Genomic DNA, 26,199 nt, shown 5'->3' with positions numbered 1-26,199 from the left:
GACGGCCATCTTCACCACGCTCAGCGAGGCGTCGTACTGCTCGGCGAGTTGCGCGGTGGACGGCAACGGGGTTCCGGGCGCCAGAGATCCGCCGTACCGCAGCAGATCAGCGGCTCGATCGTCCGGGTGGCGGATCCCGCCCAGCAGCCCGTCGCGTAGCGGGACGGCCCCGCCCCCCGAGGGCGGGACCCTCAGCCGGCCGCGAAGCCGGAGAACAGGGCCAGGGCCAGGGCCAGGGCGACGACCACGTTCACCACCGTCGCGGCGGCGAACACGGCGACCGGCCGCCAGCCGGCCGCCCGCAGCGCGGCCACCCGGAACTCCAGCCCGATGCTGACGAACGCCAGGATCAGGAACCAGGTCCGCAGGTCGTTGGCGACCCCGACGACCGCCTTGCCCTGGCCCGCGGGGACCGTCGTGAGCCACCAGGTGGCGATCACGGACGCGGCGACGAACCCGAGCACGAACTTCGGGAAGCGCCGCCACAACTCGCCCGCCCCCGGCCGCTCGGCGTCCGCCCGCCGCTCGACCCGGAAGGCGAACCAGGCGGTCAGCGCGACCACGACGACGCCGATGAGCGCGTTCTGGGTGACCTTGACGATCGTGGCGATGGCCAGGGCGTCCTCGCCCGCGATCGTGCCGGCGGCGGTGACGGCGGCGGTGGTGTCGATGTTGCCGCCGATCCAGGCCCCCGCCACCTCGGGCGGCAGCCCGAACGCCGAGGCCAGGGCGGGCAGCACGAAGATCGACGGCAGCGCGAACGCGATCACCAGGCTCGCGCTGTAGGCGAGCTGCTCCTTCCTGGCCTGGACGGCCCCCGCCGCCGCGATGGCCGCGCTGACCCCGCAGATCGACACGGCCGACGACAGCAGCGCGCGCAGCCGGTCGTCGAGCCCGAGCCGCCCGCCGAGCCACCAGGTGAACAGGAACACCGTGCTGATCAGCACGATCGCCTGGAGCACGGCCGGCCCGGCGGCGGTCACGATCACCTTGAGGTTGATGGAGGCGCCGAGCAGCACCAGCCCGGTCTTGATGAAGAACTCGGTGCGGAACCCGCCGGCCAGCCGCTCCCGCAGCCCGGCCGCGGTCAGCAGCGCGTTGCCGAGCAGCCCGAGGGCGATCGCGTAGACCGGGAACTCGACGGCCTTGGCGAGCCCGGAGTCCGGGAGCCAGCCGGGCACGCCCTTCTCCAGGAATCGGGTCGCGGCGGCCAGCACGAGGACGACCAGGACGCCGAGCGCCGTCCCGCGCCAGGTCGCGCGGTCGGCGGTGACGGTCGCGGCGCTCATCAGGGCACCAGCCCGACGGGGATGACGCCGGTGAGGACGAGGACGAGCAGGACCAGGCCGACGGCCGTGGCGGCCCAGTCCTCGTTGACGGCGACGCGGCTCTCGCGTCCGGTGGGGGATTCGCCGGTGCTCATGGGCGTGCCTTTCAGGTGGGGGATGGGAGGTGCGGGCGGGGCCCAGCCAACCCCGCCCGCACTGGCTTCGGCCGATCCGCGAGGCCCCGGCCACGGCGACGTTCGTGGCCGGGGCGGCCCCGGGGAGGGTCAGGCGGCGATCGGCGAGTAGGTCGCGGCGTCGCCGCTGAGGGCGGTGCTGGTGCGGCCGTCCACGCCGACCGGCACGTCACCGGCGATCGTGACCCGGTGCAGGCGGCGGGGACGGTCGCCGAAGTCGTGCACCACGCGGTGCTGGGTGGCCCGGTTGTCCCAGATGGCCACGTCACCGGGCGACCAGCGCCAGCGGACGGTGTTCTCCACCTCGGTGACGTGCTCCTGGACCAGCCGGATGATCGACCCGGAGGTGTGCCCGGACAGGCCGCTCAGCCGCTTGGCGAAGTCGCCGAGCAGGATCGAGCGCTCGCCGGTCTCCGGATGCACGCGCACGACCGGGTGCTCGGTCTCGAACAGGGTGGAGGCGAACACCTCGGCGTGCTCGCGGGCGCGCTCGTCGATGGTGGCCGTGCGGACGTAGTCGTACTGGTTGGTGTGCACGGCGCGCAGCCGGTCGAGCAGGTCGCGCAGCTCGGCGGGCAGGTTCTGGTACGCGCTGACCGTGTTGGCCCACAACGTGTCGCCGCCCGCCTCCGGCACGACGACCGCGCGCAGCACCGAGGCCAGCGGCGGCCGGTCCACGAAGGTCACGTCGGTGTGCCAGCGGTCGACCTTGTGGCCGTTGCTGTAGTCGAGGTCCAGGATGTGGGCGTTGCCGTGCAGCGCGGGCACGGTCGGGTGGGCGGCGGTCGGCTCGCCGAGCAGCCGGGCGAAGCCCACCTGGCTCTGCTCGTCGAGGTGCTCCTGACCGCGCAGGAAGATCACTTTGTGGGTGAGGAGGGCCTGGCGGAGCTCGGCCACGACGTCGGGGTGCAGATCGGGCGCGAGCCGCACACCGGTGATCTCGGCTCCTATACGGCCGGCGACGGGGGTGATGGTCAGGGATGGCATGGTGTCCTTCCTTCCGTACGCCTCCACCGTAAATAAAAACCAACTAAATTGGTAGGGCTTGACGGAATAAGATCGCCGTGCTGGGGTGAAAGGCGTTCACGACGCCAGAAAGGCCGCGACATGCCTGTGGAGTTCCTCGGTATCGGTGGCACCAACGACGGCTCGGAGACCTCGCCCCGCTCGGGCCCCTCCTTCGACAAGCAGTACACGCTCCGGCTCGCGCGGGCCCACCAGGAGCACGGCTGGGACCGGGTGCTGTTCGCCTACGGCTCAGGCTCGCCCGACCCGGCCCAGGTGGCGGCGTACGTCGCCGGCCGGGTCGAGGGCCTGGGGATCCTGCTGGCCCACCGGCCGAACGTGTCGTACCCGACGTACGCGCTCAAGACCTTCGCCACGCTCGACCAGATCAGCGACGGCCGCCTGACCGTGCACTTCATCACCGGCGGCAACGACCACGAGCAGGGCAGGGAGGGCGACGTCCTGACCAAGGACGAGCGGTACGCCAGGACCAGGGAGTACATCAGGATCGTCAAGAAGGGGTGGACCTCCAGGGAGCCGTTCGACCACGAGGGCGCCCACTACTCCTTCCGGGACTTCGTCTCCGACGTCTTCCCGGTCCAGCGGCCGCGGCCCCAGGTCTCCTTCGGCGGCTCGTCGCCCGCGGCGTACGCGGCCGGCGGGGCCGAGGCCGACGTCTACTGCCTGTGGGGCGAGCCGCTGGCCGAGACCGCGCAGCAGATCGCCTCGGTCAAGGAGGCGGCCCGCGCGGCCGGGCGGGCCGACGTGCCGCGCATCCAGGTGGCCTTCCGGCCGATCATCGCGCCCACCGAGGAGCTGGCCTGGGAGAAGGCGCACCGGATCCTGGGCGAGCTGCGACACTCCCGGGCGAACCCGCGGCGGCGTCCCGGGGGGCCGCCGCAGAACGCCGGGTCGCTGCGGCTGCTGGAGGTGGCCGCCAGGGGAGAGCGGCACGACCGCGCCCTGTGGACGCCCACCGCGGCGGCCACCGGCGCCGCCGGCAACTCCACCGCCCTGGTCGGCACCCCGGAGACGGTCGCGCAGGCCCTGCTCGACTACTACGACCTGGGCGTGGAGATCCTCTCGGCGCGCGGCTACGCGATCCTGGAGGACGCCGTCGACTTCGGCCGGCACGTCATCCCGCTCGTCCGCGCGGAAGTGGCCCGCCGCGACGCCGCCCGCGACAAGGCCGCCAAGGCCGCCGACGCCGCGCGTTCGGGACGTGGCGACGACGTGCGTGCGGGCCATGGCGCTGCGTGACACGGCCGAGGCGGTGCCCGCCGCCGGGCTGGAGGAGCCCGCGCCGAAGGTCGTGACCGCCCGCCACCCGTCACGGGCGGTGGCCGCGCTCGTCGTGCTGGTGCTACTGGCGATGGCGGCCAACGCCCTGGTCACCAACCCCGCCTGGGAGTGGGACGTCGTCGGCATGTACCTGTTCGCGCCCTCCGTCCTGCGTTCGGTGCTGCTCACGCTGGAGCTGACCGCGCTGGGCATCGGGCTCGGGTTCGCGCTCGGCACCCTGCTCGCCCTCATGCGCCTGTCGGCCAACCGGCTGCTGGCCTCGGTGGCCTGGGGGTACGTGTGGCTGTTCCGCTCGGTGCCGCTGATCCTGCAACTGCTGTTCTGGTACAACCTGGCGCTGCTGTACCCGAGGTTGTCGTTCGGGGTGCCGTTCGGGCCGGCCTTCTTCGACGTCGGCACGATGGACCTGATCGGGCCGGTCACCGCCGCCGCGCTCGGGCTCGCGCTGCACCAGGCGGCCTACGCCGCCGAGATCGTCCGCGGCGGCCTGCTGTCGGTCGATCCGGGGCAGCGCCTGGCCGCGGCGGCGCTGGGCGTGCCGCGGGCCCGCCGGTTCTTTCGGATCATCCTGCCGCAGGCCATGCGGACGATCGTGCCGAACGCCGGCAACGAGATCGTCAGCCTGGTCAAGGGCACCTCGGTGGTCTACATCATGGCCCTGCCCGAGCTGTTCTACCAGGTACAGGTGATCTACAACCGCAACGGCAGGGTGATGGCGCTGCTGCTGGTCGCGACCGTCTGGTACCTCGTCCTGACGACCACGCTCTCGGTCGGCCAGCACTTCCTGGAGCGCCACTACGGCAGGGGCCGCTCATGATGGTGGAACTGGCCGGCGTGCACAAGAGCTTCGGCGCGCTGCACGTGCTCAAGGGCATCGACCTGCGCGTACGCCAGGGCGAGGTGGCGGTGGTGCTCGGGCCGTCCGGCTCGGGCAAGTCCACCCTGCTGCGCGTGATCAACCACCTGGAGAAGGTGGAACGCGGGACGGTGACGGTCGACGGCGAGCTGCTGGGCTACCGGCGCGCCGGCGACCACCTGTACGAGCTGCCCGAACGCGAGATCCTCCGCCAGCGCACCAGCATCGGCTTCGTCTTCCAGAACTTCAACCTCTTCCCGCACCTCACCGTCAGCCAGAACATCGCCGAGGCCCCGCTGTCGGCCCAGCGCCGGCCGCGCGCCGAGGTGGCCGAGCTGACCGCCCGCCTGCTCGACCGGGTCGGGCTGGCCGGCAAGGCGGCGGCCTACCCGCGCACGCTCTCCGGCGGCCAGCAGCAGCGCGTCGCCATCGCCAGGGCGCTGGCCCTGGAGCCCAAGGTGGTGCTGTTCGACGAGCCCACCTCCGCCCTCGACCCGGAGCTGGTCGGCGAGGTCCTGGAGGTCATGAAGGACCTGGCCCGCAGCGGCACGACCATGATCGTCGTCACGCACGAGATCGGCTTCGCCCGGGAGGTGGCCGACACCGTCGTGTTCATGGACGACGGCCGCATCGTCGAGCGCGGCCCGGCCGCCCAGGTCCTCGACGCCCCGCGCCACGAGCGCACCCGCGCCTTCCTCGGCAAGGTCCTCTGATCACAAGGAACCCCCATGCGTCTCACCGCCGTGCCCGCACTCCTGCTGATCGTCTCCACCACCGTCACCGCCTGCGCGGCCGAACCCGCGCTCGTCCAAAGAGCCGGCGAGGGGGCAGGCGCCGACGGCGCGGTCGCCGGTCGCGCCGTCGACACCGGCCCCGACCAGAAGCGGGTGCGCACCGGCAAGGTCGCGAGCATCGCCGCCCGGGTGCCCGCCGAGATCGCCCGGGACGGCCGGCTCACCGTCGGCTTCAGCGTCCAGAGCTCGCCGCCGCTGGTCTTCCCGGCCAGCGACAACGTCACGCCGATCGGCGTGGAGACCGACCTCGCCCAGCTCGTGGCGGACGTGCTCGGCCTGGAGCTGGAGCCGGAGAGCTCCTCCTGGGAGAACCTGTTCCTGGGGGCCAAGTCGGGCAAGTACGAGGCCGTGTTCAACAACGTCACCGTCACCGAGGAGCGCAAGGACGTCTACGACTTCGCGACGTACCGGATCGACCAGCTCGCCTGGCAGGTTCCCGGCTCCAGCCCGATCAGGAGGATCTCCGGGCCCGCCGACGTGGCCGGGCTGCGGGTCTCGGTCGGCTCGGGCACCAACCAGGAGAAGATCCTGCTCGACTGGGACGCCCAGAACCGGAAGGCCGGCCGGAAACCGGTCGAGATCCTCTACTACCAGAAGTACGGCGACGTGCTGCTCGCCCTGAAGTCGGGGCGCGTGCAGGCGTACTTCGGCCCGAACCCGACCATCGCCTACAACGTCGCGGTCAGCGGCGGCTCCAGGATCGTGGGCACCGCCTCGGGCGCCGGGCCGGGCCTGCAGGGGCTCATCGCGGCGATGACGAAGAAGGGCGACGGCCTGGTCGGGCCGGTGCACGACGCGCTGGCCACGGTGATCGCGAACGGGACGTACCGGCAGGTGCTCGACCGGTGGGGGCTGGGCAACGAGGCGGTCGCCGAGTCCAGGGTCAACCCGCCGGGCCTGCCGAGGCAGAGCGGTTGAGCGCGCCCGCCTTCGAGGTCCGCCTGGTCGCGCCGGACGATCCCGCCGTCCGGCCGCTGCTGGCGGACCTCGCGCTGGAGTACACCAGCCGGTACGGCGCCAACGACGAGCTGAACCGGTACCCGGCCGAGGAGTTCGCGCCGCCGGACGGGGCCTTCCTCGTCCTGGTGGTGGGCGGCGAGACCGTGGCGGGCGGGGCGTTCCGCCGCTACGACGCCGACACCGCCGAGCTGAAGCGGGTGTGGACGCATCCCGGCCACCGCAGGCGCGGCCTGGGCGCGGTCGTCGTACGGGAGCTGGAACGCGAGGCCGCCCGCCGCGGCTACCTGCGCATTCACCTGACCACCGGCCCCCGCCAGCCCGAGGCCGTCGCCCTGTACCTGGCCGGCGGCTACACCCCGCGCTTCGACCCGGACGACCGTCCGAAGCGCGGCCCGCTGCCTTTCGTGAAGAGTCTGTGACCCAGAGTGGGATTGACGAGCGCCCTCCCTTGCTCCTATAAACACTCTAAAGCCACTAAAAAAGTGGGAAATAGGGAGAAGAGATGAACGCTCGCAGGGTTCGCGTAACGGTGGCCACCCTGGCCGCCCTGGCGCTCACGACCATGGCGGCCGCCTGTGGGGGCAGCGGCAGCCCTGCGGACAGCGGCGCGAAGAGCGGGGGAGCCGGCGCCACGCAGGTGCGTCTGGGCTTCTTCCCCAACATCACCCACGCCACCGCGCTGGTCGGCGTGGAGAAGGGCATCTACGCCAAGCACCTCGGCGCCGCGCCCAAGACCAGCACGTTCAACGCCGGACCGGCCGCGATCGAGGCCGTGTTCTCCGGCGCCATCGACGCCACCTACGTCGGCCCCAACCCGGCCATCAACGCCTGGTCGAAGTCGAAGGGCCAGGCCATCAAGATCGTCGCCGGCGCGGCGTCCGGCGGCGTGTTCCTGGTGGTCAAGCCCGGGATCAACTCGGTGGAGGACCTCAAGGGCAAGAAGATCGCCACCCCGCAGCTCGGCAACACCCAGGACGTCGCGCTGCGCTACTGGCTGACCGAGAAGGGCATCAAGACCGACACCAAGGGCGGCGGCGAGGTCTCGATCGTGCCCCAGGAGAACTCCCAGACCATCCAGACCTTCGCCACCGGCGACATCGACGGCGCCTGGGTGCCCGAGCCGTTCGCCAGCCGCCTGATCAAGGAGAGCGGCGGCAAGGTGCTGGTCGACGAGCGAGACCTGTGGCCGAACAAGCAGTTCGTGATCACCCACCTCATCGTCCGCCAGGAGTGGGCCAAGGAGCACCCCGACCTGCTCAAGAAGCTGATCGAGGCGCACGTCGAGGCCAACGACGTCATCGCCAAGGACCCGGCCGGCGCCGCGCAGACCGCCAACGCCGCCCTGCAGAAGCTGACCGGCAAGGCGCTCAAGCCCGAGGTGCTGGACAGCGCGTTCAAGAACATCACCTTCACCAACGACCCGATCGCCTCGTCGCTGGTGGGCAGCGCCGAGCACGCGACCAAGGTCGGCCTCCTCGACCCGGTCGACCTGAACGGCATCTACGACCTCAAGGTCCTCAACGAGGTCCTCGCCGCCAAGGGCCAGCAGGCCATCTCCGACAAGTAGGAGGCGCACGCGATGTCCGCTCCGCTCACGGAGCAGGCCACCGGCCGGGTCGACGGGCAGAGCCCCGCGATCCGGCTGGAGGCCGTCTCCAAGCTCTACGGTCAGGGCCGGACGGCCCTGCAAGCCCTCGACCAGGTCTCGCTGTCGGTGGCGCCCGGCGAGTTCGTCTGCCTGCTCGGCGCGTCCGGCTGCGGCAAGAGCACGCTGCTGTCGCTGGTCGCCGGGCTCGACCGGCCCACGGCCGGCCGGATCGACGTGGACGACGCCCGCGTCGCGCTCATGTTCCAGGAGCCCGCGCTGTTCCCCTGGCTGACCGTCTCGGCCAACGTCGAGATGGCGCTGCGCGCCAAGGGCGTGAGCAAGCGGGAACGCCGGGACCGGGCCGCCGAGTTCCTCGACATCGTCCACCTCAGCGGGTTCGGCAGGAAACGGCCGCACGAGCTGTCCGGCGGCATGCGCCAGCGCGTCGCCCTGGCCAGGGCGCTCGCCCAGGACGCCGACGTGCTGCTGATGGACGAGCCCTTCGGCGCCCTGGACGCCATGACCCGCGACCTGCTGCACGACGAGCTCGAACGCATCTGGCGGGAACGCGCCCTGTCGGTCCTGTTCGTCACCCACAATGTGCGCGAGGCCGTCCGGCTCGGCGACCGGGTCGTGCTGCTGTCCAGCAGGCCGGGGCGGGTGGTCGAGGACTTCCCCGTCGCGCTGCCGCGGCCCCGCCGTACCGACTCGGGCGAGGTGGCCGAGCTGGCGGGGGAGATCACCGGCCGCCTCCGCCAGGAGGTCCTGCGCCACGCCCGTCAGGAGGAGCCCGCATGACGACGACGGACACCCACGCCCAGCAGATCGCCGGGCTCGACGCGCTGGAGCTGGGCACCGGCCACCGCGCCGGCCTGGCCTCCAGGCTGTGGGCGGGGTTGTGGCCGATCGCCTCGGCCGTGCTCATCGTGCTGGCCGTCTGGCAGGCCGTGGTGTGGGCGGGCTGGTGGCCCGAGTACGTCTTCGCCGGGCCGGTCACCACGCTCGCCGAGCTCGGGCACCGGCTCGGCGACCCCGAGTTCTACACCGCGCTGACGGTCACCATGCGCCGCGCGGTCACCGGGTTCGCCCTGGCGATCGCCGTCGGGCTGGTCGTCGGCGCGCTGGTCTCGCGGATCGGGCCGCTGCGCCGCGCCACGGGCTCGCTGATCACCGGGCTCCAGACGATGCCGTCCATCGCCTGGTTCCCGCTGGCCATCCTGCTGTTCGGGCTGTCGGAGAGCGCGATCCTGTTCGTGGTGGTGCTGGGCGCGGCGCCGTCCATCGCCAACGGCCTGATCACCGGGGTGGACTACACGCCGCCGATCCTGCTGCGCGCCGGGCACATGCTCGGCTTCCGCCGGATCGCGCTCTACCGGCACGTCATCCTGCCGGCCTCGCTGCCGTCGTTCCTGGCCGGGCTCAAGCAGGGCTGGGCGTTCGCCTGGCGCTCGCTGATGGCCGGTGAGCTGCTGGTCATCATCGCCAACCAGGCCTCGCTGGGCGAGCAGCTCCACTACGCCCGCGAACTGGCCGACTCGCCCGGCCTGCTCGCCACCATGATCGTCATCCTGGTCATCGGCATCGTGGTGGACCGCGTCTTCGGCCTGGCGGACGACGCGCTGCGCCGCCGCTGGGGCCTGCACCAGGTGAGCGCCTGAGCAGTAGACGGTCATGCGGATCTCCGCCAGAACCCAGTACGCCCTGCGCGCCGCGGCCGAGCTGGCCGCAGCGCCGCCGGGCCCCATGCCCGCCGAGAAGATCGCCACGGCCCAGGGCATCCCCCGCAAGTTCCTCGACAACATCCTGCTGCAGCTGCGCCGGGCGGGCCTGCTGCACAGCCAGCGCGGCCCCGAGGGCGGCTACTGGCTGGCCAGGCCCGCCGGCGAGATCACCCTCGCCGACATCGTGCTGATCGTCGAAGGCGTCTCCGAGGGCGGCGACCACGGCGGCTATCCCGGTGTGGCCAGCCCGCTCGCCGAGGTGTGGAGCGCGCTGCGCGACCACGAGGAGATGATGCTGGCCGACATCACGCTGGCCGACATCGCCCGCGCGAGCGTGCGGCTGGGCGACGAGTCGCGCTGACGGACCCTAGCCCGCCACCCCGTTCTCCCAGGCCCACACGATGATCTCGACCCGGTTGCGTATGCCCAGCTTGTCGAGGATGGCCGAGATGTGGCCTTTCACGGTGCTCAGCGAGATGTGCAGGGCGGCGGCGATCTCCCGGTTGCTGCGACCGGCGGCCACGGCGCGCACCACGTCGGTCTCCCGCTCCGACAGCGGATGCACCGCTCCCGTCGCGCGCGGCGCCCGCCTGGCCAGGCGGCCCAGCAGGCGCGGCGTGATCGACGGCGAGATCAGGGCGTCCCCTGTGCTGGCCGCCCGTACGGCCTCGGCGAGCAGGGCCGGGCCGGCGTCCTTCAGCACGAACCCGGCCGCGCCGCAGCGCAGCGCGTCGTAGACGTACTCGTCCAGGTCGAAGGTGGTGACCACGACCACCGGCAGCGGGTCGGGCACGCCTGCGCCGGCCAGGGCGCGGGTGACCGCGATGCCGTCCATGCCGGGCATGAGGATGTCCACCAGGCAGACGTCGGGGCGTACCCGCCGGGCCAGCTCCACGGCCTCCGCGCCGTCCCGGGCCTCGGCCACCACGCGGATGTCGGGCTGGTCCTCCAGGATCAGCCGCAGGCCGCGGCGGACCATCGCCTGGTCGTCGGCCAGCAGCACGCCGATCGTCATCGCCGCCCCCCAGGTGGCCCTGCGAGGGGCAGGGTCGCGTGGACCGTCCAGCCGCCCTCCGGCCGGGGGCCCGCGCGCAGGGTGCCGTCGAGGGCCTCGACGCGTTCGCGCATGCCGAGCAGGCCGTAGCCGCCGCGGCTCCGGGACGGCGGCGCGGGCGGCGCGTCGTCGGCGACCTCCACCACGACCGCGCCGTCCCGCCCGGTGACCGTGACCTCGACGGTGACCGCGCGGGCCGCGTGGCGGGCGACGTTCGTCAGCGACTCCTGGACGATCCGGTAGACGGTGCTGTTCACCTCCGGCGGCCAGCTCTCGGCCTCGCCGGGGACGCGCAGGGTCACGGGCGGGCCGTCGAAGCCGCCGACCAGGTCGGTGAGCCGGCCGGCCGGGCCGGGCACGTCGTCACCGGCGTCGCGCAGCAGGCCCACGACGCGGCGCAGCGCGGCCAGGGCTCCGGCGCCGGCGTCCTCGATGTCCTCCAGCGACTCCTCCAGCGGGCCTGACCCCCTGCGGGCCAGCAGCCGGGCCGCCTGGGCCTGCAGGACGATGCCGGTCAGGTGGTGGGCGGCCACGTCGTGCAGCTCCCTGGCCAGCCTGCGGCGCTCGTCGTGCCGGACGCGATCGGCGGCCGACAGGCGGCGCGCCGCCAGCAGCCGCAGGCCGCCGCCGACGCCCAGGGCGGCCAGCCACCAGGCCACGTTGAGCCCCACCGTGGCCCCGTTGTGCGCCCCGGGCGCGCTCGCCGCGGCGACCGCGAGCCCACCGGCCGCGACGGCGCAGGCGGCCCGTACGGGAAGCGTCCTGACCGCCGACCCGACCAGCACGGACAGGCCCAGCGCCATGGCCGGTCCCGGCTCGTTCGGCAGCCCGGCCCACGCGGCGACCAGGACGGCCACGGCCGCCACCGCCAGCCCGCCCGCGGCCGTCCACGCCGGGGCCAGGCGGCGCGCCAGGGCCAGCGCGCACACCGCCGCCCCCGCCGCGCAGTCGAACACCCAGTAGCCGCCGCCCCAGCTGCCGGCGATCAGACCGGCCCAGAAGACCAGCACGGCGACGGCCGCCACCGCCAGCGCGGCCTGCGCCGTCACGGCCGCGGCCCGCCGCCCGAGGGGCCAGGCGAGCTCCGGCCGGTTCCGCACGTTCACGCACCCAGGCTAGGGAGGCGGGCCCGCCCGGCACACCGGCCGAAAGTACGGTCGCCGCGCGCACCCCAGGCCAGGGAGGCCGGTCCGCCCGGCACACCGGCCGAAAGTACGGTCGCCGCGGCCCGAACCCTGCTTTGGACCCTCCCCGCGCCCCGCCGTCCGCCGCAGGATGAGGCTTCATGCCCTATGACGACCCGCGGCCCGCCCGCGCCCTGCCCCCGGACGACACACCCCGCACCACACCCCCGGCCGCCCCCGGGCGGTCGCGCATCATCGCGCTCGACGTCGTGCGCGGCTTCGCCCTGTGCGGGATCCTGCTGGCCAACGTCCAGCCGATCTCGCACGTCGGCACCGACCCGGTCACCGCGCAGCAGGCGACGCTCGACGACACCGCCCGCTGGCTGGGCCTGCTCGTCGAGCAGCGCTTCTTCCCGATCTTCTCGCTGCTGTTCGGCGTCGGCTTCTCGCTGCTGCTCGACTCCGCCGCCGCCCGCGTGCCCCATCCGCGGGTGTTGCTGCTGCGCAGGCTCCTCCTGCTGGCCTGCATGGGCCTGGCGCACATGTTCCTGCTGTGGCGCGGCGACATCCTGACCGTCTACGCGGTCGTCGGCCTGGTGGTGCTGCTGCCCTCGACATGGTTGCCGCGCTGGGCCGTGGCCGGGCTCGCCGCCGTGCTCGTCGTCGCGGCGCTGGTCGTCTTCGGGGGCGGCACGATGCTGGTGCCCGGACTGTTCCTGCTGGGCTCGGCCCTCACCAGGTACGGCGTGATCGACCGGATCGAGAGCTCCACCCGCGTCCCGGCGCTGCTGGCCCTGGGCCTCGCCGCGGCCACCGTCCCGGCGCTCATGTGGCAGGCCGCGAGCACGGGCGTCCCCCTGCCGATGGCCGCGTCCGGGCTGCTCATGGCCGGTCTGTACGTGTGCGTCCTGCTCGTCCTGCTCAGGAACCCGCTGCGCCCGGTGTTGCGGGCCGTCTTCGTCCCGCTGGGCCGCATGGCGCTGACCAACTACCTGAGCGCCACCGCCCTGGTCCTGGTCCTCGGCAGGCTGGCCGGCGGCCCGCCGGAGGGCTGGACGCTGACCACGATCGTGGGGATCGCCGCCGTCATCCTGGCTCTGCAGTGGGTGTGGTCCACCCTCTGGCTGCGCCGGTACCGCTTCGGCCCGGTGGAATGGTTGTGGCGCTGGGCCACCTGGGGCCGCCGTCCCGACCGGCGGGCCCGGTGAGGCCGTAGGGAATTCTGCGACGAACCTGCAACCCTCCGCCCGGCCGGCCGCGTTGGGAACGGGCGAAGGGAGATCACCACATTGGACGCTCATGACGGCTTCCGCGAGTTCGTCATCGCCCGGCAACAGGCGCTGATGCGGACCGCCTACCTGCTCGTGGGCGACCCTCACCAGGCCGAGGACCTGCTCCAGAGCGTGCTGGTCAAGGTCGTCCGGCACTGGCACAAGCTGGCGCGGGACGGCAACCCGGAGGCGTACACGCGTAAGGCGCTGGTCAACCAGTACATCTCGTGGCGGCGCCGGCCGAACCCCGAGCTGCCCAGCGCCGACCCGCCCGAGCGCCCGGTCACCTACGACGACGACGCCCTCGACCGGATCGTGCTGCGCCAGGCGCTGGACAAGCTGACGCGCAAGCAGCGCGCGGTGATCGTCCTGCGCTTCTGGGAGGACCTCACCGAGGCCCAGACCGCCGACGCGCTCGGCTGCGCGGTCGGCACGGTGAAGAGCCAGACCCATCACGCGCTGGCGCGCCTGCGCGCGCTGGCCCCCGACCTCGTGGACTCGCGAACCCCTCAGGAGGCGGCCCGATGACCAGACTCCGTGACGCGCTGAACGGCATCGCCGAGGAGGCGCCCCCGGTGAACCTGGCCGACCTCGCGGTGGCGGGGTACCGGCGCAGACGCCGCGCCTCGGCGACGCTGGCGGCCGCCGCGACGATCGCGGTGCTGGCCGGGGTGACGGCGGCCGTGCTGGTGGCCGGGCCGCGACGGGTGCCCGCCGCCGCGCCGCAGGCCGCGGCCGCGGCCGTGCCCGTCCTGCCCGAGGGGAAGGTGGGGACGCTCAGCCACGCCTACCGGCAGAGCTGCCTGCCTCCCAAGGGGAAGAGCGCGCCGCCCGGCTGCCTGGACGGCGAATGGCGGGTGGTCACCGCCGACGGCAGGACGTACCGGGTGCCCCAGGCGCTCGCGAGGACCGCCAGGAACGACCGCGTGCCCGTCGCCCTCAGCCGCGACGGGCGCATGTTCGCCTACTACGACGAAGACGCGCAGGCGCACGTCGTCCGGGACATGGTGACCGGCGCGGAGACGGTCTCCGCCGCGAAGGTGGCGGAGGAACGCCTCGGCATGGGCTCCCTGCTGGTGGTCTCCGACGACGGCCGCCACCTGGCGTTCGACCCGCGCGAGGGCACCAAGGACCCCGGCCTGCTGATCGACGTGCGGACCGGCGGGACGGTGCCCGTCCCCGGCGTGTACGAGCCGGTCGCCATCAAGGACGGCGTCGCCGAGCTGGTCCGCTACCGCAAGACCGACCTGCTGTTCATGCCGGTCACCGGCGGCGGCAGGCCGGTGCGCTTCGACGGCGTCTTCATCATGTTCAGCGAGCTCGCCCCGGACGGCCGCACGGTGGTCGCCTTCGAGTTCCCGCCCGGCAAGAAAGCCCAGCCCGAGTACGTCACCCGCAGGCTCACCGTGCTCGACACCAGGACCGGCCGCACCCTGCGGAAGATCTCCGTGAAGGGCCTGCCGACGGGGGCGGGCATCCACGACGCCACGATCTGGCAGAGCCGGTCGGAGGTCACGCTCACCGTCGAGGCCGGGAAGGACACCCGGGCCTACGCGGTGGACGTCCGCACCGGCAGGTCCAGGCTGGTGGCCAAGTACCCCGGCCAGGGCAGGGGGCTGGTCATGCCCGGAGCCGTCGGCGGGCTATGAGGCTCCCGGGAGCGCTGCCTGTACGGAGGCCAGGCAGCGCTCCACCACGGGACGCGGGTCGAAGGCGTAGTCCCCGGCCCCGAACAGCTCGAACGTCATCGCTCCCCGATAGCCCCTGCGGTCCAGCGCGGCCAGGTACTCCGTGAGCGGCAGCTCGCCGTCGCCCCAGGCCAGGTGCCCGGTGGGGGAGCCGTCGATCAGGTGCACGTGCCTGACGCGGTCGCCGAGGGCGTCGAAGTAGTCGTCCACACCCTCCCCGGCCGCCGCCATGGCCACGGTGTCCAGCACCGCGCCCAGGTTCGGGGCGCCCACCTCGTCGATCATGCGGGCCAGCGTGGGCGCGTCGTTGACCAGGTTGGACTCCACCCGCTGCAACGCCTCCAGCACGCACGACACGCCGAGCGTGCGGGCGTAGGCGCAGATCTCGCCGATCGCGTCGGCCGAGCGCCGCCAGGCGGCGGCGACCGGCTCGTCCTCGAAGCCCCGGCCCGGGGTCAGCAGCAGCAGCTCGGCCCCCAGCTCGGCGGCCAGTTCGGCGGCCCGGCGGAACATCGCCACGCTCGCGGCCCGCAGCCGGCTGTCCGGCGAGGCCAGGTTGACGGGGTAGGCCACCTGCTCGGGCGTCAGGCAGCGGACGGTGAGCCCCCGCCCGGCGGCGCGCCGGCGGATCGCCCGCGCCTCGGCGTCGCTCAGCCACGGCACGTGCAGCTGCGGCGCGACGCCCCACAGCTCCAGGTGCTCGCGACCGAGCGCGGCGGCGTCGTCGAGGAAACGGTCGAAGGGCAGGTGCTGGTAGGCGAAGTTCGAACCGGTGACCTGCCGCAGTGACAACGACATCAGACTCACTTCCCGACCCCGTCGGCGAGGCCCTTGACGATGTAGCGCTGGCCGAGGAAGAACAGCAGCACCACGGGCAGCGCCGCGATCACCATCCCGGCGAAGACGACGGGGAAGTCCGTGCCGTGCTTGCTCATCAGGCCGGTGAGGCCGACCGGCAGCGTCTGCACGCCGGCGCCGCTGGTGAAGACCATCGCGAACAGGTACTCGTTCCAGGCGAACAGGATGTGCAGCAGCACGGTCGAGGTGAGGATCGGCTTGCACATCGGCAGGATGATCCGCCAGAACGCGGTCCAGCGGCCGCACCCGTCCATCTCGGCGGCCTCGTCCACCTCGCGCGGCAGGTCGATCATGTACGCCCGGATGAGGAACGTCGTGAACGGGATCCGGAACGCGGTGTAGAGGATCAGCAGCGCCCAGAAGCTGTTGTACAACCCCATGGCCTGGAACATCTTGACCAGCGGCACGAGCGCCACGGTCGGCGCGAGCATGAGCCCGCCCAGGATGGCCATCGTGACGAACCGGTTGAACGGGATGTCCACCCGGGTCAGCCCGTAGGCCGCCCACGCGCTGACGAACACGGTGGCGACCGTGGAGGTGAGCGTGACCAGCACGCTCGTCGTCAGGTAGTCGCTCACCCCCCGGTTCCACGCCTTCTGGTAGCTCTCGAAGCTCCAGCTCGACGGCAGCGCGAACGGGTTGCCGAACAGCTCGCTGTTGGACTTGAACCCGTTGAGCACCATCCACAGCAGGGGATAGAGCACGACCACCGCGAGGCAGAGCAGGAACGCCCAGAGGAACACGCGCGCGATCACGCCGAGGAAGCCGCGGCGACTCACCATTCCACCCTTCTCTTACGGGTGACCCACATCTGTCCCACGGCGATGCCGAGCGTGATGACGAAGATCACCGTCGCGATGGCGGCGGCGTAGCCGAAGTTGTTGCGCACGAAGCCGCTGCGGTAGAGCCAGGTGCCCAGGACCTGGCTGGAGTTGTCGGGGCCGCCGCTGGTCATCACCATGACCTCGTTGAACACCTGGAAGGCGCCCGAGACGGTGACCATCATCATCAGCCCGGTCATCTCCCGCACGAGCGGCACGGTCACGTGGAAGAACCGCCGGACCGGGCCGGTGCCGTCGATGGCGGCGGCGCCGTAGATCTCGCGCGGGATGCGCTGGATCGCGACCGCGAACAGCAGGGTCGAGTAGCCGAAGCCCTGCCACTGGCTCATCGCGATGATCGCCGACATGGCGGTGCTCTCCTGGCCCAGCCACGCCTGGGCCAGGCCGTCCAGGCCGATCGCCCTGAGCAGGTGGTTGAGCGGGCCCAGGTTGGGCTCGTAGATGAAGTAGAAGAGCAGGCCGGCGACGGTCATCGAGATCGCCGACGGGATGAAGTACACCGCCCGCAGGCCGCGCTGCCACCGCTCACTGCGGACGCCCTCGATCAGCGCGGCCAGCAGCAGCGCGCCGAACACCTGGAAGACGATCGAGACCACCGCGTACAGGACGTTGTTGCCCAGCGAGGACCAGAAGACCGGGTCGTCGATCAGCTTGCGGTAGTTGTCGAGCCCGACGAACTCCTGGGTGCCGCGGTAGATGTCCCATTTGAGGGTGCTGAACTGGAAGTTCTGCACCAGCGGCAGGTAGACGAACACCACGACCAGCGCGAGCGCGGGAGCCACCCACGCCAGGCCGAGCGCCCGTTGACGTATGGCACGCACCGGCATGCTCTCCCTCCGGCCGCCCGGCCTACTTCGCCGACTCCGACGCCTCGCGGACGCTCGCCAGCACCTTGTCGGGGGTCGAGCCGCCGCTGATCAGCGCCTCGCCGCCGGCCAGCCAGGCGTCGGCGACCTCGGGCACGGTGACGGTGTCGAGCCACGCGGCCAGCCGCGGCGCCTTGTTGACCTGCTCCATGCCCTCGTAGACGGCCTTGCTGGAGGTCTCGGGGCTGACCGCGCCGACGACCGTGCTGGGCTGCCCGTACGGGGGCGCCGACAGGGTCTTGGCGTTCTGCGTGGAGGTCACGAACTTCATGAAGTCGACGGCCAGCGCGGCCCGCGGCGACCTGGCGTTGATCAGGTAACCCTCGGGAGCGCCCTCGATGGTCTTGGGGTCGCCGGCCGCGTTCTGGGGGGCGGGGAGCTGGAAGATGCCGAAGTCGTCCGGCTTGAGGCCGTTCTTGTCGGTGGCGTTGTCGAACTCCAGGACCTCCTGGTAGTACATGGCCGCCTTGCCGTCGTGGAAGGCCTGCTGCGCCGAGCTGTAGAGCACGCCGTTGGTGCCCTTGCCGGTGTCGGTGCAGGTGTCGACCAGGGTCTTGAACCGGTTGAGCGCGGTCACGTAGCCCGGGTTGTCGAGCTTGGCCGTCTTCGGGGTGAAGTCGGCCTGCAGGACGTCGGCCGGCACGTCGTAGGCGAAGAGCTGCTGGAGGTAGTGCAGGGCGGGCCAGCCGTCCTTGTTGCCGAAGGCGATCGGCTCGTAGCCCGCCTTGCGCAGCGCCGCGCAGCTCCCGACCAGCTCCTCGAACGTGCCGGGCACCTTGACGCCGGCCTTGTCGAAGGCGGTCTTGTTGTAGCCCATGAACTTGCCGTTGCCGTACAGCGGGATGCCGTAGTACTTGCCGTCGTAGGCGAAGGCCGACAGCGAGCCGGGGCTGAACGTTTTGCCCCACTCGGTGTCCGGGCCGATCACCTTGCTCAGGTCGGCGGCCCGCCCGCCGCGCACGAAGTTCTCCGCCCAGTTGCCGCTCCAGGTGAAGAAGACGTCGGGCAGCGCGTCGGAGGCGGTCAGCGTCTTGGTCTTGTCCTTGATGCTCTGGTCGGTCTCCTGGATGAGCTCGACCTTCACGCCCGGGTGCTGCTTCTGGTACGCCGTGGCCAGGTCCTCGAAGTACGGCTGCAGCGGCTCGCCGGCGAACTTGGTGAGGATGCTCAGCGTGCCGGAGAAGTCGGGCGTGGCGGACAGGTCGGCGGCGGGGGCCGTGGCCGCTCCGTCGCCGCCGCCGGAACAGCCGGCCAGGGCGAGCGTCCCGAGGAGCGCCGCGAACGACGTCATTGCGCGAGGGCGCATGGGCTTCCTTTCTCTCGGAGGGAGAGGGGGACCTGCCGGTCCGCGGTGGGGGTGTTGGCTGACTGTACAGATGAACTGATACCGGTACCAGACCGCGAAGCAAGATTTTCTTTCCGAGCGCCTGCCTGTGGGCTTTCTCCTGCGACGAAACAGCAGTACGAGGCTGGTTCTCGCAGGTGGGGTGTTGACGCGCGACCGGATCCTGTGTCAGCGTGACCTCCGCGTGATACCGGTATCAGGCCGCTGGACGCCGCCGGCCCGCAAGCTTTCCCGAAAGGACGCGAAGATGCTCGGATTCAACGAGCCGGAATTCCTGTCGCAGCTGGCCAGCACCGTGGCCCTGCGCCCCCAGATCGAGGAGCTCGTCGATCGGCTCGTGGACCAGGGGTTCGACACCCTCCTGCTCGTCGGCGCCGGCGGCACGTACGCCCAGATGTGGCCCTACGAGCACCTGGCCAGGCGCAGCTCGACGCTCGACGTGCGCGCCGCGATCGCGGCCGAGCTGGTCGTCTCGGGCGACGCCCGGCTCGGTGAGCGCACGGTCGCGATCTTCACCTCGGTCTCCGGCACCACCGAGGACAGCCTGCGCGCGATCGAGTACGTCAAGGACAAGGGCGCCTACACGGTCGGTTTCACCGGCTACCCCGACTCGCCGATCGCCAAGGCCGTGGACGCCGTGCTGGTGTCGGAGCCGAAGGCGTGGCCGTTCGACCAGCAGATGTTGCTGTTCATGGGCCGCCTGCTGTCCCGCCGCGGCGAGTTCGAGGGCTACGAGAAGCTGGCCGGCGAGCTGGCCGGGCTGCCCGGCGTGATGCTGGAGGTCGCCCGGCAGGCCGAGCCGGTGGCCGCCGCGTTCGCCGAGGCCCACAAGGACACCGACTACCACTTCCTCATCGGCGGCGGGAACCTGTGGGGATTCACCTACCTGTACTCGATGTGCATCCTTGAGGAGATGCAGTGGCTGCGCACCACCAGGGTGCACAGCGCCGAGTTCTTCCACGGCTCGCTGGAGCTGCTGGAGGAGGACACGAGCGTGCTGATCTTCCAGGGCGAGGACGAGACGCGCCCGCTCACCGACCGCGCCGAAGCCTTCGCCCGGCGCATCTCCAAGGACGTCACCGTCTTCGACACCCGCGACTACCCGCTCGACGGCATCAGCCCCGAGTTCCGCGGCCTGCTCGCGCCGCTCGTGCTCGACACGGTGCTGGGCCGGGTCAGCAAGCACCTGGAACGCGTCCGCGACCACTCGCTCGACCTGCGCCGCTACTACCGGGTCATGGACTACTAGGCCGCCGCCACCTCCGCTCCCGCTCCCGCCCGCCGGGACGGGAGCGGCCCCGGCCTGCCCATCCCGAACCCCCTCGGCACAGGAGAAACATGAGAGTCCTCGGCTTCGGCGACAACATCGTCGACCGGTTCGTCGATCGGGGCATCGACTATCCGGGCGGCAACAGCGTGAACGTCGCCGTCTACGCGGGCCGCCTCGGCGTCGAGGCCGCCTACCTCGGGGTCTTCGGCGACGACGACCTCGGCGGCTTCCTGCGCGAGGCCGTCGCCGCGCAGGGCGTCGCGGTCGACCGCTGCGTGGTGCGTCCCGGCGAGAGCGGCGTGTCGCGGCTGCGCGTGGACGACGGCGACCGGGTCTTCCTGGGCTGGAACGGCGGCGGCGTCACCGTGCGGGAGCCGCTGGCGCTGACCGGCGACCTGCTCGCCTACGCCGGCTCGTTCGACCTGGTGCACTCCAGCGTCTACTCCGGCAGCGAGGACGAGCTGCCCGGGCTGGCCGGTCTGCGGCCCCTGGTCAGCTTCGACCTGTCCAGCGAGGACGACTATCGCGTCCCCGCCTACCTGGACCGCGTCTGCCCGCACGCCGACCTGGTGCTCCTGTCCTGCTCCCACCTGGACGCGGCGGGCACCCGGGACCTGCTGGCCCGCGCCGTGGCGAGCGGCGCCCGCCTGGCCCTCGGCACCAGGGGCGTGGACGGCGCGATGGCCTACGACGGCCATGACCTGGTCGCCGCCCCCGCCCGGCTGGTCGAGGACCCGGGCAAGATCGTCGACACCATGGGCTGCGGGGACGCGTTCCTGGCCGGGTTCGCCGTCTCCCTGCTGCGCGACGGCTGGCGCAAGGGCGCCGCGCCCGGCCGCGGGGCGGTCCTGCGGGCGCTGCTGGCCGGCGCGGAGACCGCCTACGACCAGTGCTTCGTCGAAGGCGCCTTCGGCTTCGGCAGGCCCGCCCCGCGCGGCTAGCATGGGCGTGCCCGCGACCCCCCAGAAACGAGGAACCCGTTCGATGGCAGCCGACCGGAGCCAGTCGGGGCGGCCGACGATCTCGGAGGTGGCCGCCGAGGCCGGCGTCGGCCGCGCCACCGCGGCCCGCACCCTCGGCGGCTACGGCTATGTCAGCCCGGAGCTGCGCGAACGGGTGCTGGCGGCGGCCGAGAAGCTCGGCTATCGCACCAACGCCCTGGCCCGCAGCATGTCCACCGGGGTCAGCCACACGCTCGGCGTGATCCTGGCCGACATCGGCAACCCGTTCTTCGCGGGCGTCATGCGCGGCATCTCCGACGCCTCGCGCGCCCGCGGGTTCGACACGATCGTGCTGAGCACGTACGAGCGGCTCGACGAGGAGGTGGCGGCCACCGACGTGCTCATCGACAAGCGGGTCGACGGCGTCATCATCGCCTCGGCGGCCGTGGGGCGCGACGAGGTCAAGCACATCAGGGCGGCCATGGGCCGGGGCATCCCGATCGTGCTGGTCGACCGCGCGGTCGCGCCGCTCGACCTCGACACGGTCGTCATCGACAACCGCGGCGCGGCCCGTGAGGCGGTCGAGGTGATGATCGCGGCCGGCCACCGGCGCATCGGGTTCGTGTGGGGGCCGTCCTCGGTCGATCCGCCCGTGACCAGGCGGGCGCTGCTGGAGAAGGCCCGCAACGTGTGGACCGACGGCGAGCGCCTGCGCGGCTACCTCGACGCGCTCGACGACGCCCGCATCCCCTTCGATCCCGAGCTGGTCATGACCGGCCCGAAGACCGAGGAGTGGGCCACCCAGGAGGTGGCCCGCATGCTGGCGCTGCCCGACCGCACCACCGCCCTGTTCTGCACCGAGACCGACGCCGTGACCGGGGCGCTGCGGGCCGTGCGCGCCGCCGGGCTGTCCTACCCGGCCGACATCTCGCTCATCGGCTTCGACGACAGCGCCTGGGCGGCCGTCATGGACCCGCCGCTGACGATGATCGAGCAGCCGGTCCACCAGCTCGGCGCGAAGGCCGCCGAGGTGCTGCTCGACGTGCTCGACGGGGCCGAGCCGCGGCACGACGTGCACACGCTGCGCTCGCGCCTGGTCAGCCGCGCCTCGGTCGCCCCGCCGCCGTCCTGAGCGGGCGGCCGGCGGTCATGGACGGGTGACCTGGGGCGAGGTGGTCACCACCTCGCGCGTGGGGCGCGGCGCGGGCGGGGTGCGCGGACGGCCCGCCGCCACGAACACGACCGCCGACAGCAGCGTCATCGCGACCACGATGACCAGGATGAACGCCATCTCCCTGCGGGTCACCGGGCAGCGGCGGCGGCGGGCCGGTTTGGCGTTGAGCGCGTCGATGCGGCAGGCGAAGTCGCGGTCCTGCCAGCGCAGATCCTGCTCGATCTCGGCCAGGATGCGGCGTTCGCGGTCCGACAGGCTCATGGCCGCCGCTCCCGTCCCGCGACGCCGTGGGCGGGGGCGGGCGGTGAGGTCAGCGGTTGGGTCATGTCGTTCTCCGTCGCTCCCGGTCAGAAGTAGCCCCCGTCAGGGCGGCCCGGTCGGGGTCGGCCCTGGTCAGAGGGCGTCCCGCTGGTGAGGCACGCCTTCGTGGCGGCGCGCTCTGGCGGGTCGCCGGCGGCCCCGAAGGCCCGCGATTCCTGGCGTACCCGGCGGTGCGGGCTCGATGCGGCGCCTTACTGCGCCCGGTATGAACCGTTACGTCCGGTGTGCGATGTCCGGCTAAATCCAGACATTTCCTTCACCTGGCGTCGATTTCCGGCTTACCGGACATCGGGCGGGCCGGTCAGCTGTCCGGCTTCTCCACCAGCGGGGTGTCCACCAGGTGCTCGATCAGGAACCAGGTCTGGAGCTCGTTCGTCCTGATGACGTCGGAGACCAGCAGGTCGTTGGTGCCGTCGTCGCCCATCTCCTGCGCCCGGGCGGCCGCGTCGTGGGCGGCCACGAGGATGGTCTCGTGCGCCTCGATCAGGCGCGAGAGCATGGCGGGCACCTCCTCGCAGCCGTTCGGCGGGCGCGGGATCACGGTGATCTCGGCCACGTGCCGGGGGTCGCCCACCGCGACGCCGCCGAGGGTCTGCACGCGCTCGGCCATCTCGTCCACCAGCGCGATCTGCTCCGAGGCGTGCTTGTCCAGCAGCAGGTGGAGCTGGTAGAAGGTCGGGCCGCGCATCAGCCAGTGGTGCTTCTTGTACAGGCTGTAGAGGATCTGGGTGTCGGCCAGGATCTGGTTGAGGCGCTGGCAGGAGTACTCGCGCGCGTCACGGGAGAGGCCGAGCGGGAACATCCGCACGGTGCCGTACTCCTGGATCTCCACGCCGTTCACGTGCAGCCAGGGCTGGCTGTCGGGCTTCGACCGGGTCGGCTTGGCGGAGCGTTTGGTGGGCACGTACATCTCCTCAGATAGTCGGAACAATCGCCCGGAATCCTCCCCTTCGGCGCGCCAAGCGCCCCCACGAGCCCGCACAAGAGCCGGTCAACATCCGGCGTCCGCGATCGTTTGCCCGCAGGTCAGAGGGGTAGCCGGAGCGATGGGCGCGGGGGAGCCCCGTGCCCGGTCCGCCGGGAGGGGGATGAGCATGCGACGCAAAGAGCCCGAGGACGAAGAGACGCCCGCGGCCGACCTCGAAGGCCCCGCAGGCGAGGAAGAGTACGACGAGGAACGCGAGCGCTTCGAGCACATGAAGGAACTGAACCCGGACGACTTCGAGTGACCGCCGCCACCCGCCACCCGGCGACCGGACGGGAGCGGGCCGGGCCGGCGGCCGGGCGGGGGTAGCGCAGGAGGAGAGGCCGGCGGCGGCGCAGGCCGAGGGGTCAGCGCAGGTCGATGAGGGCCAGGCCGGTGGCGGGGTCGTGGCGGCGCCGCAGATAGCTGGGGGACTGCGTGACGATCACCTCCAGCGTCGGCCACACCTCGCCGCCCAGCAGGTGGCCGCCGCGGGTCGTGCCGTCGGGCAGGCCCACGACCGCATGGGCGTGCAGGGTGGGCCGCACGTCGTCGTCGGGCATGGCGAAGTCGCCGATCAGGGAGAGCACCTCGGTCTGGCGGTCGACCGGGATCGGGTCGTAGCGGAGCGCCGCCGGGTCGAAGAAGCCCAGCGTGACCTGCCGGAACCCGCCGATGCCGGTCAGCCGGGCGGCGCGGACGCCGTTGTCGGCGGCCCACGCCGTCAGGCTCTCGACCACCTCGTCACCGGGGTCGAGGACCACCGCGTACGTCTGTTCCTCGACGGTGGAGAGCCGCTTGCTGCGCATGACGATCTCCTGCCCGCACGGCGCGCGGGCAACCCGGTCACTTCCAGACGGCCTTGGCCAGGATGTTCCCCAGCCCGGGGGTCTTCCACTGGTCGACGACCAGCACCTTCTCCTTGCGCAGGTACCAGATGCGCTGGGTGAAGGACACCGGGGCCGGCTTGCTGGTCCTCGTCTGGCAGCCCAGTCTCCACTCGGTGAAGCGGGCCTGGTGCCCCGCCCCCACCTGCACGGTCGCGGCGCGGGACGGCCGGACGGGCGGCACGCCCTCCAGGTAACGCCGGTCCGGGACGCACTCCACGACCCCGCTGCTGGGGTGGTACGGCTGGCCCGGCCGGTACGTGCCGCCCTCGGAGGCGTAGGCGATGGCCCGCGGCCCGCCGAGGGAGAAGCCGGGGCACTCCGTCGCCCGCTTGGAGCAGGCCCCGGTGACCACGTCGAGCCCGCCGATCGGGTCCTTCTTCACCTTCCAGGAGACCGGTATCTGGATGGTGAACCCCTGGAACGACACGGGTTTGGTGGCCTGCGCGGGCGTTCCGGTCAGAACGAGCGCCGCGCTGAGCGTCAAGGTCATGAGCACGGCGGCGATCCTAGATCCTGACGCCGCTGGAATGTCAAGCACCGATAAATCGGCAAAAATGACCACAACTTTGCCGGCGATCATCGCATCCAACCAGCCGTGAACGCGTTGACCGCCGACGACCCGCAACGCCTGGGCGGCTACTGGCTCGCCGGACGGCTGGGCGCCGGCGGTCAGGGCGTCGTCTACGAGGCCTACGCCGAGGACGGCGCCCGGGTGGCGATCAAGGTGCTGCACGGCGACGAGGCCGGACGGCTGGCCAGGGAGGCCGAGGCGGCGCGGCGGGTCGCCTCGTTCTGCACCGCCCGCGTGCTCGCCGCCGAACTGGACGGCCCGCGCCCCCACATCGTCAGCGAGTACGTCGCCGGGCCGAGCCTGCGCCAGGCGGTCGCCGCCGGACGCCGCTTCCTCGGCGGCGACCTGCACCGCCTGGCCACGGCGGTGGCGACGGCGCTCACCGCCATCCACGAGGCCGGCGTGGTGCACCGCGACCTCAAACCGGACAACGTGCTGCTCGGCCCGGACGGCCCGCGGGTCATCGACTTCGGCATCGCGCGCACCGCCGAGATGTCGCTGACCGCGACCGGCCTGGTGACCGGCACGCCGACGTACATGGCGCCCGAGGTGTTCGGCGGCCAGCGGGCCGGCGCGCCCGCGGACGTGTTCGCCTGGGGCTGCGTCGTGCTGTACGCGGCCACGGGCGCCGACCCGTTCGAGGCCGAGAGCCTGGGCGGGGTGATGCACCGGGTGTTGTCGGCCACGCCCGACCTGGCCGCGCTGCCGGACTCGCTGCGCCCGCTGGTGTCGGCGGCGCTGAGCAAGGAGCCCGGCCGGCGTCCCGAGGCCCGCCAGCTGCTGCTCGCGCTGGTCAGCGGGGACGGCGGGCTCGACACCGCGCGGCTGCTCGAACGCGGCCGACAGGCCGCCCACGTCGCCGGGACGGTCGCCGACCCGTCGCTCGGCACACTGGCCGAGGACTCCTACACCCTGCTGTCCCCCGCGGAGCGGGAGCTGGCGCCCGAGGTGTTCCTGCGCCTGTTCACCGTGGACGGCATGGGCGAGCTGGCCACCAGGAAGGCCGCCCTGGACGAGCTGGTGGCCGGCCGATCGGCGGCCGAGATCCCGGCGGTCACCAGGATCCTGGAGGTGTTCGCGTACCTGCTGGGCCGCGACGGCCGCGAGGTCTGGCTGGCCCGTCCGGCCCTGCCGCACGCCTGGCCGCGGCTGCGCCGCTGGATCGAGGCCAACAGGGAGGGGCTGGCCGTCCACGGCCCGATCCTGGCCGCCGTCCGGCGCTGGGACGACGGCGGCCGCCGCCGTCGCCGCCGCGCTCCCGGCCTACTCCAGCGTCCACCGCGGCGCGGGCTACGCCTCCCAGCTCACCACCGCCCGCTACGAGCAGGCCCG

The 26,199-nt window shown here is 72.3% G+C and carries 30 protein-coding genes; 17 read left to right on the top strand and 13 right to left on the bottom strand.

Annotated elements, in window-relative coordinates; translation table 11 throughout:
• Positions 1 to 191: 191 nt before the first annotated feature.
• The 3 genes from ACWCSD_RS19660 to ACWCSD_RS19650 all read right to left on the bottom strand — a co-directional run bounded on the left by ACWCSD_RS19660 (position 192) and on the right by ACWCSD_RS19650 (position 2,449).
• Positions 192 to 1,289: a YeiH family protein gene (locus ACWCSD_RS19660; RefSeq protein WP_449916643.1), complete on the bottom strand. Its 1,098-nt coding sequence runs from the start codon at positions 1,287 to 1,289 to the stop codon at positions 192 to 194.
• Positions 1,289 to 1,423, bottom strand: a complete 135-nt coding sequence (locus ACWCSD_RS19655) for a hypothetical protein (RefSeq protein ID WP_449916641.1) — start codon at positions 1,421 to 1,423, stop codon at positions 1,289 to 1,291. Before ACWCSD_RS19655 ends, ACWCSD_RS19660 begins: the two co-directional genes overlap by 1 nt.
• A gap of 129 nt (positions 1,424 to 1,552) precedes the next feature.
• Entirely contained in the window at positions 1,553 to 2,449 is an 897-nt protein-coding gene (locus ACWCSD_RS19650) for a TauD/TfdA dioxygenase family protein (protein WP_358283023.1), read from the bottom strand.
• A 120-nt stretch (positions 2,450 to 2,569) separates the two neighbouring features.
• Here ACWCSD_RS19650 and ACWCSD_RS19645 point away from each other — a divergent pair, with 120 nt between their 5' ends.
• The 9 genes from ACWCSD_RS19645 (at position 2,570) to ACWCSD_RS19605 (ending at position 10,049) form a co-directional block, all read left to right on the top strand.
• The gene (locus ACWCSD_RS19645; protein ID WP_449916637.1) at positions 2,570 to 3,727 is read left to right on the top strand and encodes an LLM class flavin-dependent oxidoreductase; all 1,158 of its coding nucleotides are present in this window, start codon (positions 2,570 to 2,572) and stop codon (positions 3,725 to 3,727) included.
• Entirely contained in the window at positions 3,714 to 4,586 is an 873-nt protein-coding gene (locus ACWCSD_RS19640; RefSeq protein ID WP_449916635.1) for an amino acid ABC transporter permease, read from the top strand. The genes ACWCSD_RS19645 and ACWCSD_RS19640 overlap by 14 nt, the downstream gene beginning before the upstream one ends.
• A complete protein-coding gene (locus tag ACWCSD_RS19635; RefSeq protein WP_449916645.1) occupies positions 4,586 to 5,338 on the top strand; it encodes an amino acid ABC transporter ATP-binding protein in 753 nt (250 codons plus the stop codon). Before ACWCSD_RS19640 ends, ACWCSD_RS19635 begins: the two co-directional genes overlap by 1 nt.
• A gap of 15 nt (positions 5,339 to 5,353) precedes the next feature.
• Entirely contained in the window at positions 5,354 to 6,337 is a 984-nt protein-coding gene (locus ACWCSD_RS19630; RefSeq protein WP_449916632.1) for an ABC transporter substrate-binding protein, read from the top strand.
• Entirely contained in the window at positions 6,334 to 6,798 is a 465-nt protein-coding gene (locus tag ACWCSD_RS19625; protein ID WP_397164821.1) for a GNAT family N-acetyltransferase, read from the top strand. Before ACWCSD_RS19630 ends, ACWCSD_RS19625 begins: the two co-directional genes overlap by 4 nt.
• Before the next feature lie 83 nt (positions 6,799 to 6,881).
• A complete protein-coding gene (locus tag ACWCSD_RS19620; RefSeq protein WP_449916629.1) occupies positions 6,882 to 7,946 on the top strand; it encodes an ABC transporter substrate-binding protein in 1,065 nt (354 codons plus the stop codon).
• Between the two features lie 12 nt (positions 7,947 to 7,958).
• Positions 7,959 to 8,765, top strand: a complete 807-nt coding sequence (locus ACWCSD_RS19615; protein ID WP_397164819.1) for an ABC transporter ATP-binding protein — start codon at positions 7,959 to 7,961, stop codon at positions 8,763 to 8,765.
• Positions 8,762 to 9,625: an ABC transporter permease gene (locus ACWCSD_RS19610; protein WP_397164818.1), complete on the top strand. Its 864-nt coding sequence runs from the start codon at positions 8,762 to 8,764 to the stop codon at positions 9,623 to 9,625. Before ACWCSD_RS19615 ends, ACWCSD_RS19610 begins: the two co-directional genes overlap by 4 nt.
• Before the next feature lie 13 nt (positions 9,626 to 9,638).
• The gene (locus ACWCSD_RS19605) at positions 9,639 to 10,049 is read left to right on the top strand and encodes an RrF2 family transcriptional regulator (protein ID WP_358283040.1); all 411 of its coding nucleotides are present in this window, start codon (positions 9,639 to 9,641) and stop codon (positions 10,047 to 10,049) included.
• A gap of 6 nt (positions 10,050 to 10,055) precedes the next feature.
• Here ACWCSD_RS19605 and ACWCSD_RS19600 read toward each other — a convergent pair whose 3' ends face one another.
• Together ACWCSD_RS19600 and ACWCSD_RS19595 are read right to left on the bottom strand one after the other, a co-directional pair.
• Positions 10,056 to 10,703 (bottom strand): response regulator, encoded by a 648-nt coding sequence (locus ACWCSD_RS19600; RefSeq protein ID WP_449916627.1) that lies wholly within the window; start codon positions 10,701 to 10,703, stop codon positions 10,056 to 10,058.
• Positions 10,700 to 11,848 (bottom strand): sensor histidine kinase, encoded by a 1,149-nt coding sequence (locus tag ACWCSD_RS19595; RefSeq protein WP_449916624.1) that lies wholly within the window; start codon positions 11,846 to 11,848, stop codon positions 10,700 to 10,702. Before ACWCSD_RS19595 ends, ACWCSD_RS19600 begins: the two co-directional genes overlap by 4 nt.
• Before the next feature lie 179 nt (positions 11,849 to 12,027).
• On the opposite strand from ACWCSD_RS19595, the gene ACWCSD_RS19590 reads away from it, so the two are divergent.
• The 3 genes from ACWCSD_RS19590 to ACWCSD_RS19580 all read left to right on the top strand — a co-directional run bounded on the left by ACWCSD_RS19590 (position 12,028) and on the right by ACWCSD_RS19580 (position 14,786).
• Positions 12,028 to 13,074: a DUF418 domain-containing protein gene (locus ACWCSD_RS19590; protein ID WP_449916621.1), complete on the top strand. Its 1,047-nt coding sequence runs from the start codon at positions 12,028 to 12,030 to the stop codon at positions 13,072 to 13,074.
• 81 nt (positions 13,075 to 13,155) lie between these two features.
• Positions 13,156 to 13,665: a SigE family RNA polymerase sigma factor gene (locus tag ACWCSD_RS19585; RefSeq protein WP_397164812.1), complete on the top strand. Its 510-nt coding sequence runs from the start codon at positions 13,156 to 13,158 to the stop codon at positions 13,663 to 13,665.
• Positions 13,662 to 14,786 carry a hypothetical protein gene (locus ACWCSD_RS19580; protein WP_449916618.1) on the top strand — a complete coding sequence of 375 codons (1,125 nt, stop codon included), beginning with the start codon at positions 13,662 to 13,664 and terminating at the stop codon, positions 14,784 to 14,786. Before ACWCSD_RS19585 ends, ACWCSD_RS19580 begins: the two co-directional genes overlap by 4 nt.
• Here the strand turns inward: ACWCSD_RS19580 and ACWCSD_RS19575 are convergent.
• From ACWCSD_RS19575 to ACWCSD_RS19560, 4 genes are read right to left on the bottom strand one after another with little or no spacing between them, the layout of a single operon-like run.
• The gene (locus tag ACWCSD_RS19575) at positions 14,781 to 15,623 is read right to left on the bottom strand and encodes a TIM barrel protein (protein ID WP_397215074.1); all 843 of its coding nucleotides are present in this window, start codon (positions 15,621 to 15,623) and stop codon (positions 14,781 to 14,783) included. The two genes, ACWCSD_RS19580 and ACWCSD_RS19575, sit on opposite strands and share 6 nt — an antisense overlap.
• A 5-nt stretch (positions 15,624 to 15,628) precedes the next feature.
• Positions 15,629 to 16,465 (bottom strand): carbohydrate ABC transporter permease, encoded by an 837-nt coding sequence (locus tag ACWCSD_RS19570; protein ID WP_358283051.1) that lies wholly within the window; start codon positions 16,463 to 16,465, stop codon positions 15,629 to 15,631.
• Positions 16,459 to 17,346, bottom strand: a complete 888-nt coding sequence (locus tag ACWCSD_RS19565; protein ID WP_449916614.1) for a carbohydrate ABC transporter permease — start codon at positions 17,344 to 17,346, stop codon at positions 16,459 to 16,461. The genes ACWCSD_RS19570 and ACWCSD_RS19565 overlap by 7 nt, the downstream gene beginning before the upstream one ends.
• A 28-nt stretch (positions 17,347 to 17,374) precedes the next feature.
• On the bottom strand, positions 17,375 to 18,697 hold the full coding sequence (locus ACWCSD_RS19560) for an ABC transporter substrate-binding protein (RefSeq protein WP_449916611.1): 1,323 nt from the start codon (positions 18,695 to 18,697) through the stop codon (positions 17,375 to 17,377).
• Between the two features lie 286 nt (positions 18,698 to 18,983).
• On the opposite strand from ACWCSD_RS19560, the gene ACWCSD_RS19555 reads away from it, so the two are divergent.
• From ACWCSD_RS19555 to ACWCSD_RS19545, 3 genes are all read left to right on the top strand, one after another.
• Complete coding sequence (locus tag ACWCSD_RS19555; RefSeq protein WP_358283057.1) at positions 18,984 to 19,985, top strand: SIS domain-containing protein; 1,002 nt, start codon at positions 18,984 to 18,986, stop codon at positions 19,983 to 19,985.
• Positions 19,986 to 20,074: 89 nt separating this feature from the next.
• Positions 20,075 to 20,947, top strand: a complete 873-nt coding sequence (locus ACWCSD_RS19550) for a PfkB family carbohydrate kinase (RefSeq protein WP_397164803.1) — start codon at positions 20,075 to 20,077, stop codon at positions 20,945 to 20,947.
• 43 nt (positions 20,948 to 20,990) lie between these two features.
• On the top strand, positions 20,991 to 22,079 hold the full coding sequence (locus tag ACWCSD_RS19545; RefSeq protein WP_397164801.1) for a LacI family DNA-binding transcriptional regulator: 1,089 nt from the start codon (positions 20,991 to 20,993) through the stop codon (positions 22,077 to 22,079).
• Positions 22,080 to 22,094: 15 nt separating this feature from the next.
• On the opposite strand, the gene ACWCSD_RS19540 is transcribed toward ACWCSD_RS19545, so the two are convergent.
• Both ACWCSD_RS19540 and ACWCSD_RS19535 read right to left on the bottom strand, forming a co-directional pair.
• Entirely contained in the window at positions 22,095 to 22,382 is a 288-nt protein-coding gene (locus ACWCSD_RS19540; RefSeq protein ID WP_352349574.1) for a DUF3040 domain-containing protein, read from the bottom strand.
• A 361-nt stretch (positions 22,383 to 22,743) separates the two neighbouring features.
• On the bottom strand, positions 22,744 to 23,352 hold the full coding sequence (locus ACWCSD_RS19535) for a Dps family protein (protein WP_387668468.1): 609 nt from the start codon (positions 23,350 to 23,352) through the stop codon (positions 22,744 to 22,746).
• Between the two features lie 184 nt (positions 23,353 to 23,536).
• On the opposite strand from ACWCSD_RS19535, the gene ACWCSD_RS19530 reads away from it, so the two are divergent.
• Entirely contained in the window at positions 23,537 to 23,671 is a 135-nt protein-coding gene (locus ACWCSD_RS19530; protein WP_358283063.1) for a hypothetical protein, read from the top strand.
• Between the two features lie 103 nt (positions 23,672 to 23,774).
• On the opposite strand, the gene ACWCSD_RS19525 is transcribed toward ACWCSD_RS19530, so the two are convergent.
• Both ACWCSD_RS19525 and ACWCSD_RS19520 read right to left on the bottom strand, forming a co-directional pair.
• Positions 23,775 to 24,215, bottom strand: a complete 441-nt coding sequence (locus ACWCSD_RS19525) for a PPC domain-containing DNA-binding protein (RefSeq protein WP_449916603.1) — start codon at positions 24,213 to 24,215, stop codon at positions 23,775 to 23,777.
• Positions 24,216 to 24,252: 37 nt separating this feature from the next.
• A complete protein-coding gene (locus ACWCSD_RS19520; protein WP_449916600.1) occupies positions 24,253 to 24,792 on the bottom strand; it encodes a hypothetical protein in 540 nt (179 codons plus the stop codon).
• A gap of 99 nt (positions 24,793 to 24,891) precedes the next feature.
• Between ACWCSD_RS19520 and ACWCSD_RS19515 the strand changes: the two genes are divergently transcribed.
• Positions 24,892 to 26,199 (top strand): serine/threonine-protein kinase (locus tag ACWCSD_RS19515; RefSeq protein ID WP_449916597.1); only part of this gene is annotated, 1,308 nt, incomplete at its 3' end.

This window comes from Nonomuraea sp. NPDC001684 (genome assembly GCF_053596515.1).
The sequence above is the reverse complement of the archived record's forward strand: the minus strand, read 5'-3'. Positions and strand labels throughout refer to the sequence as shown.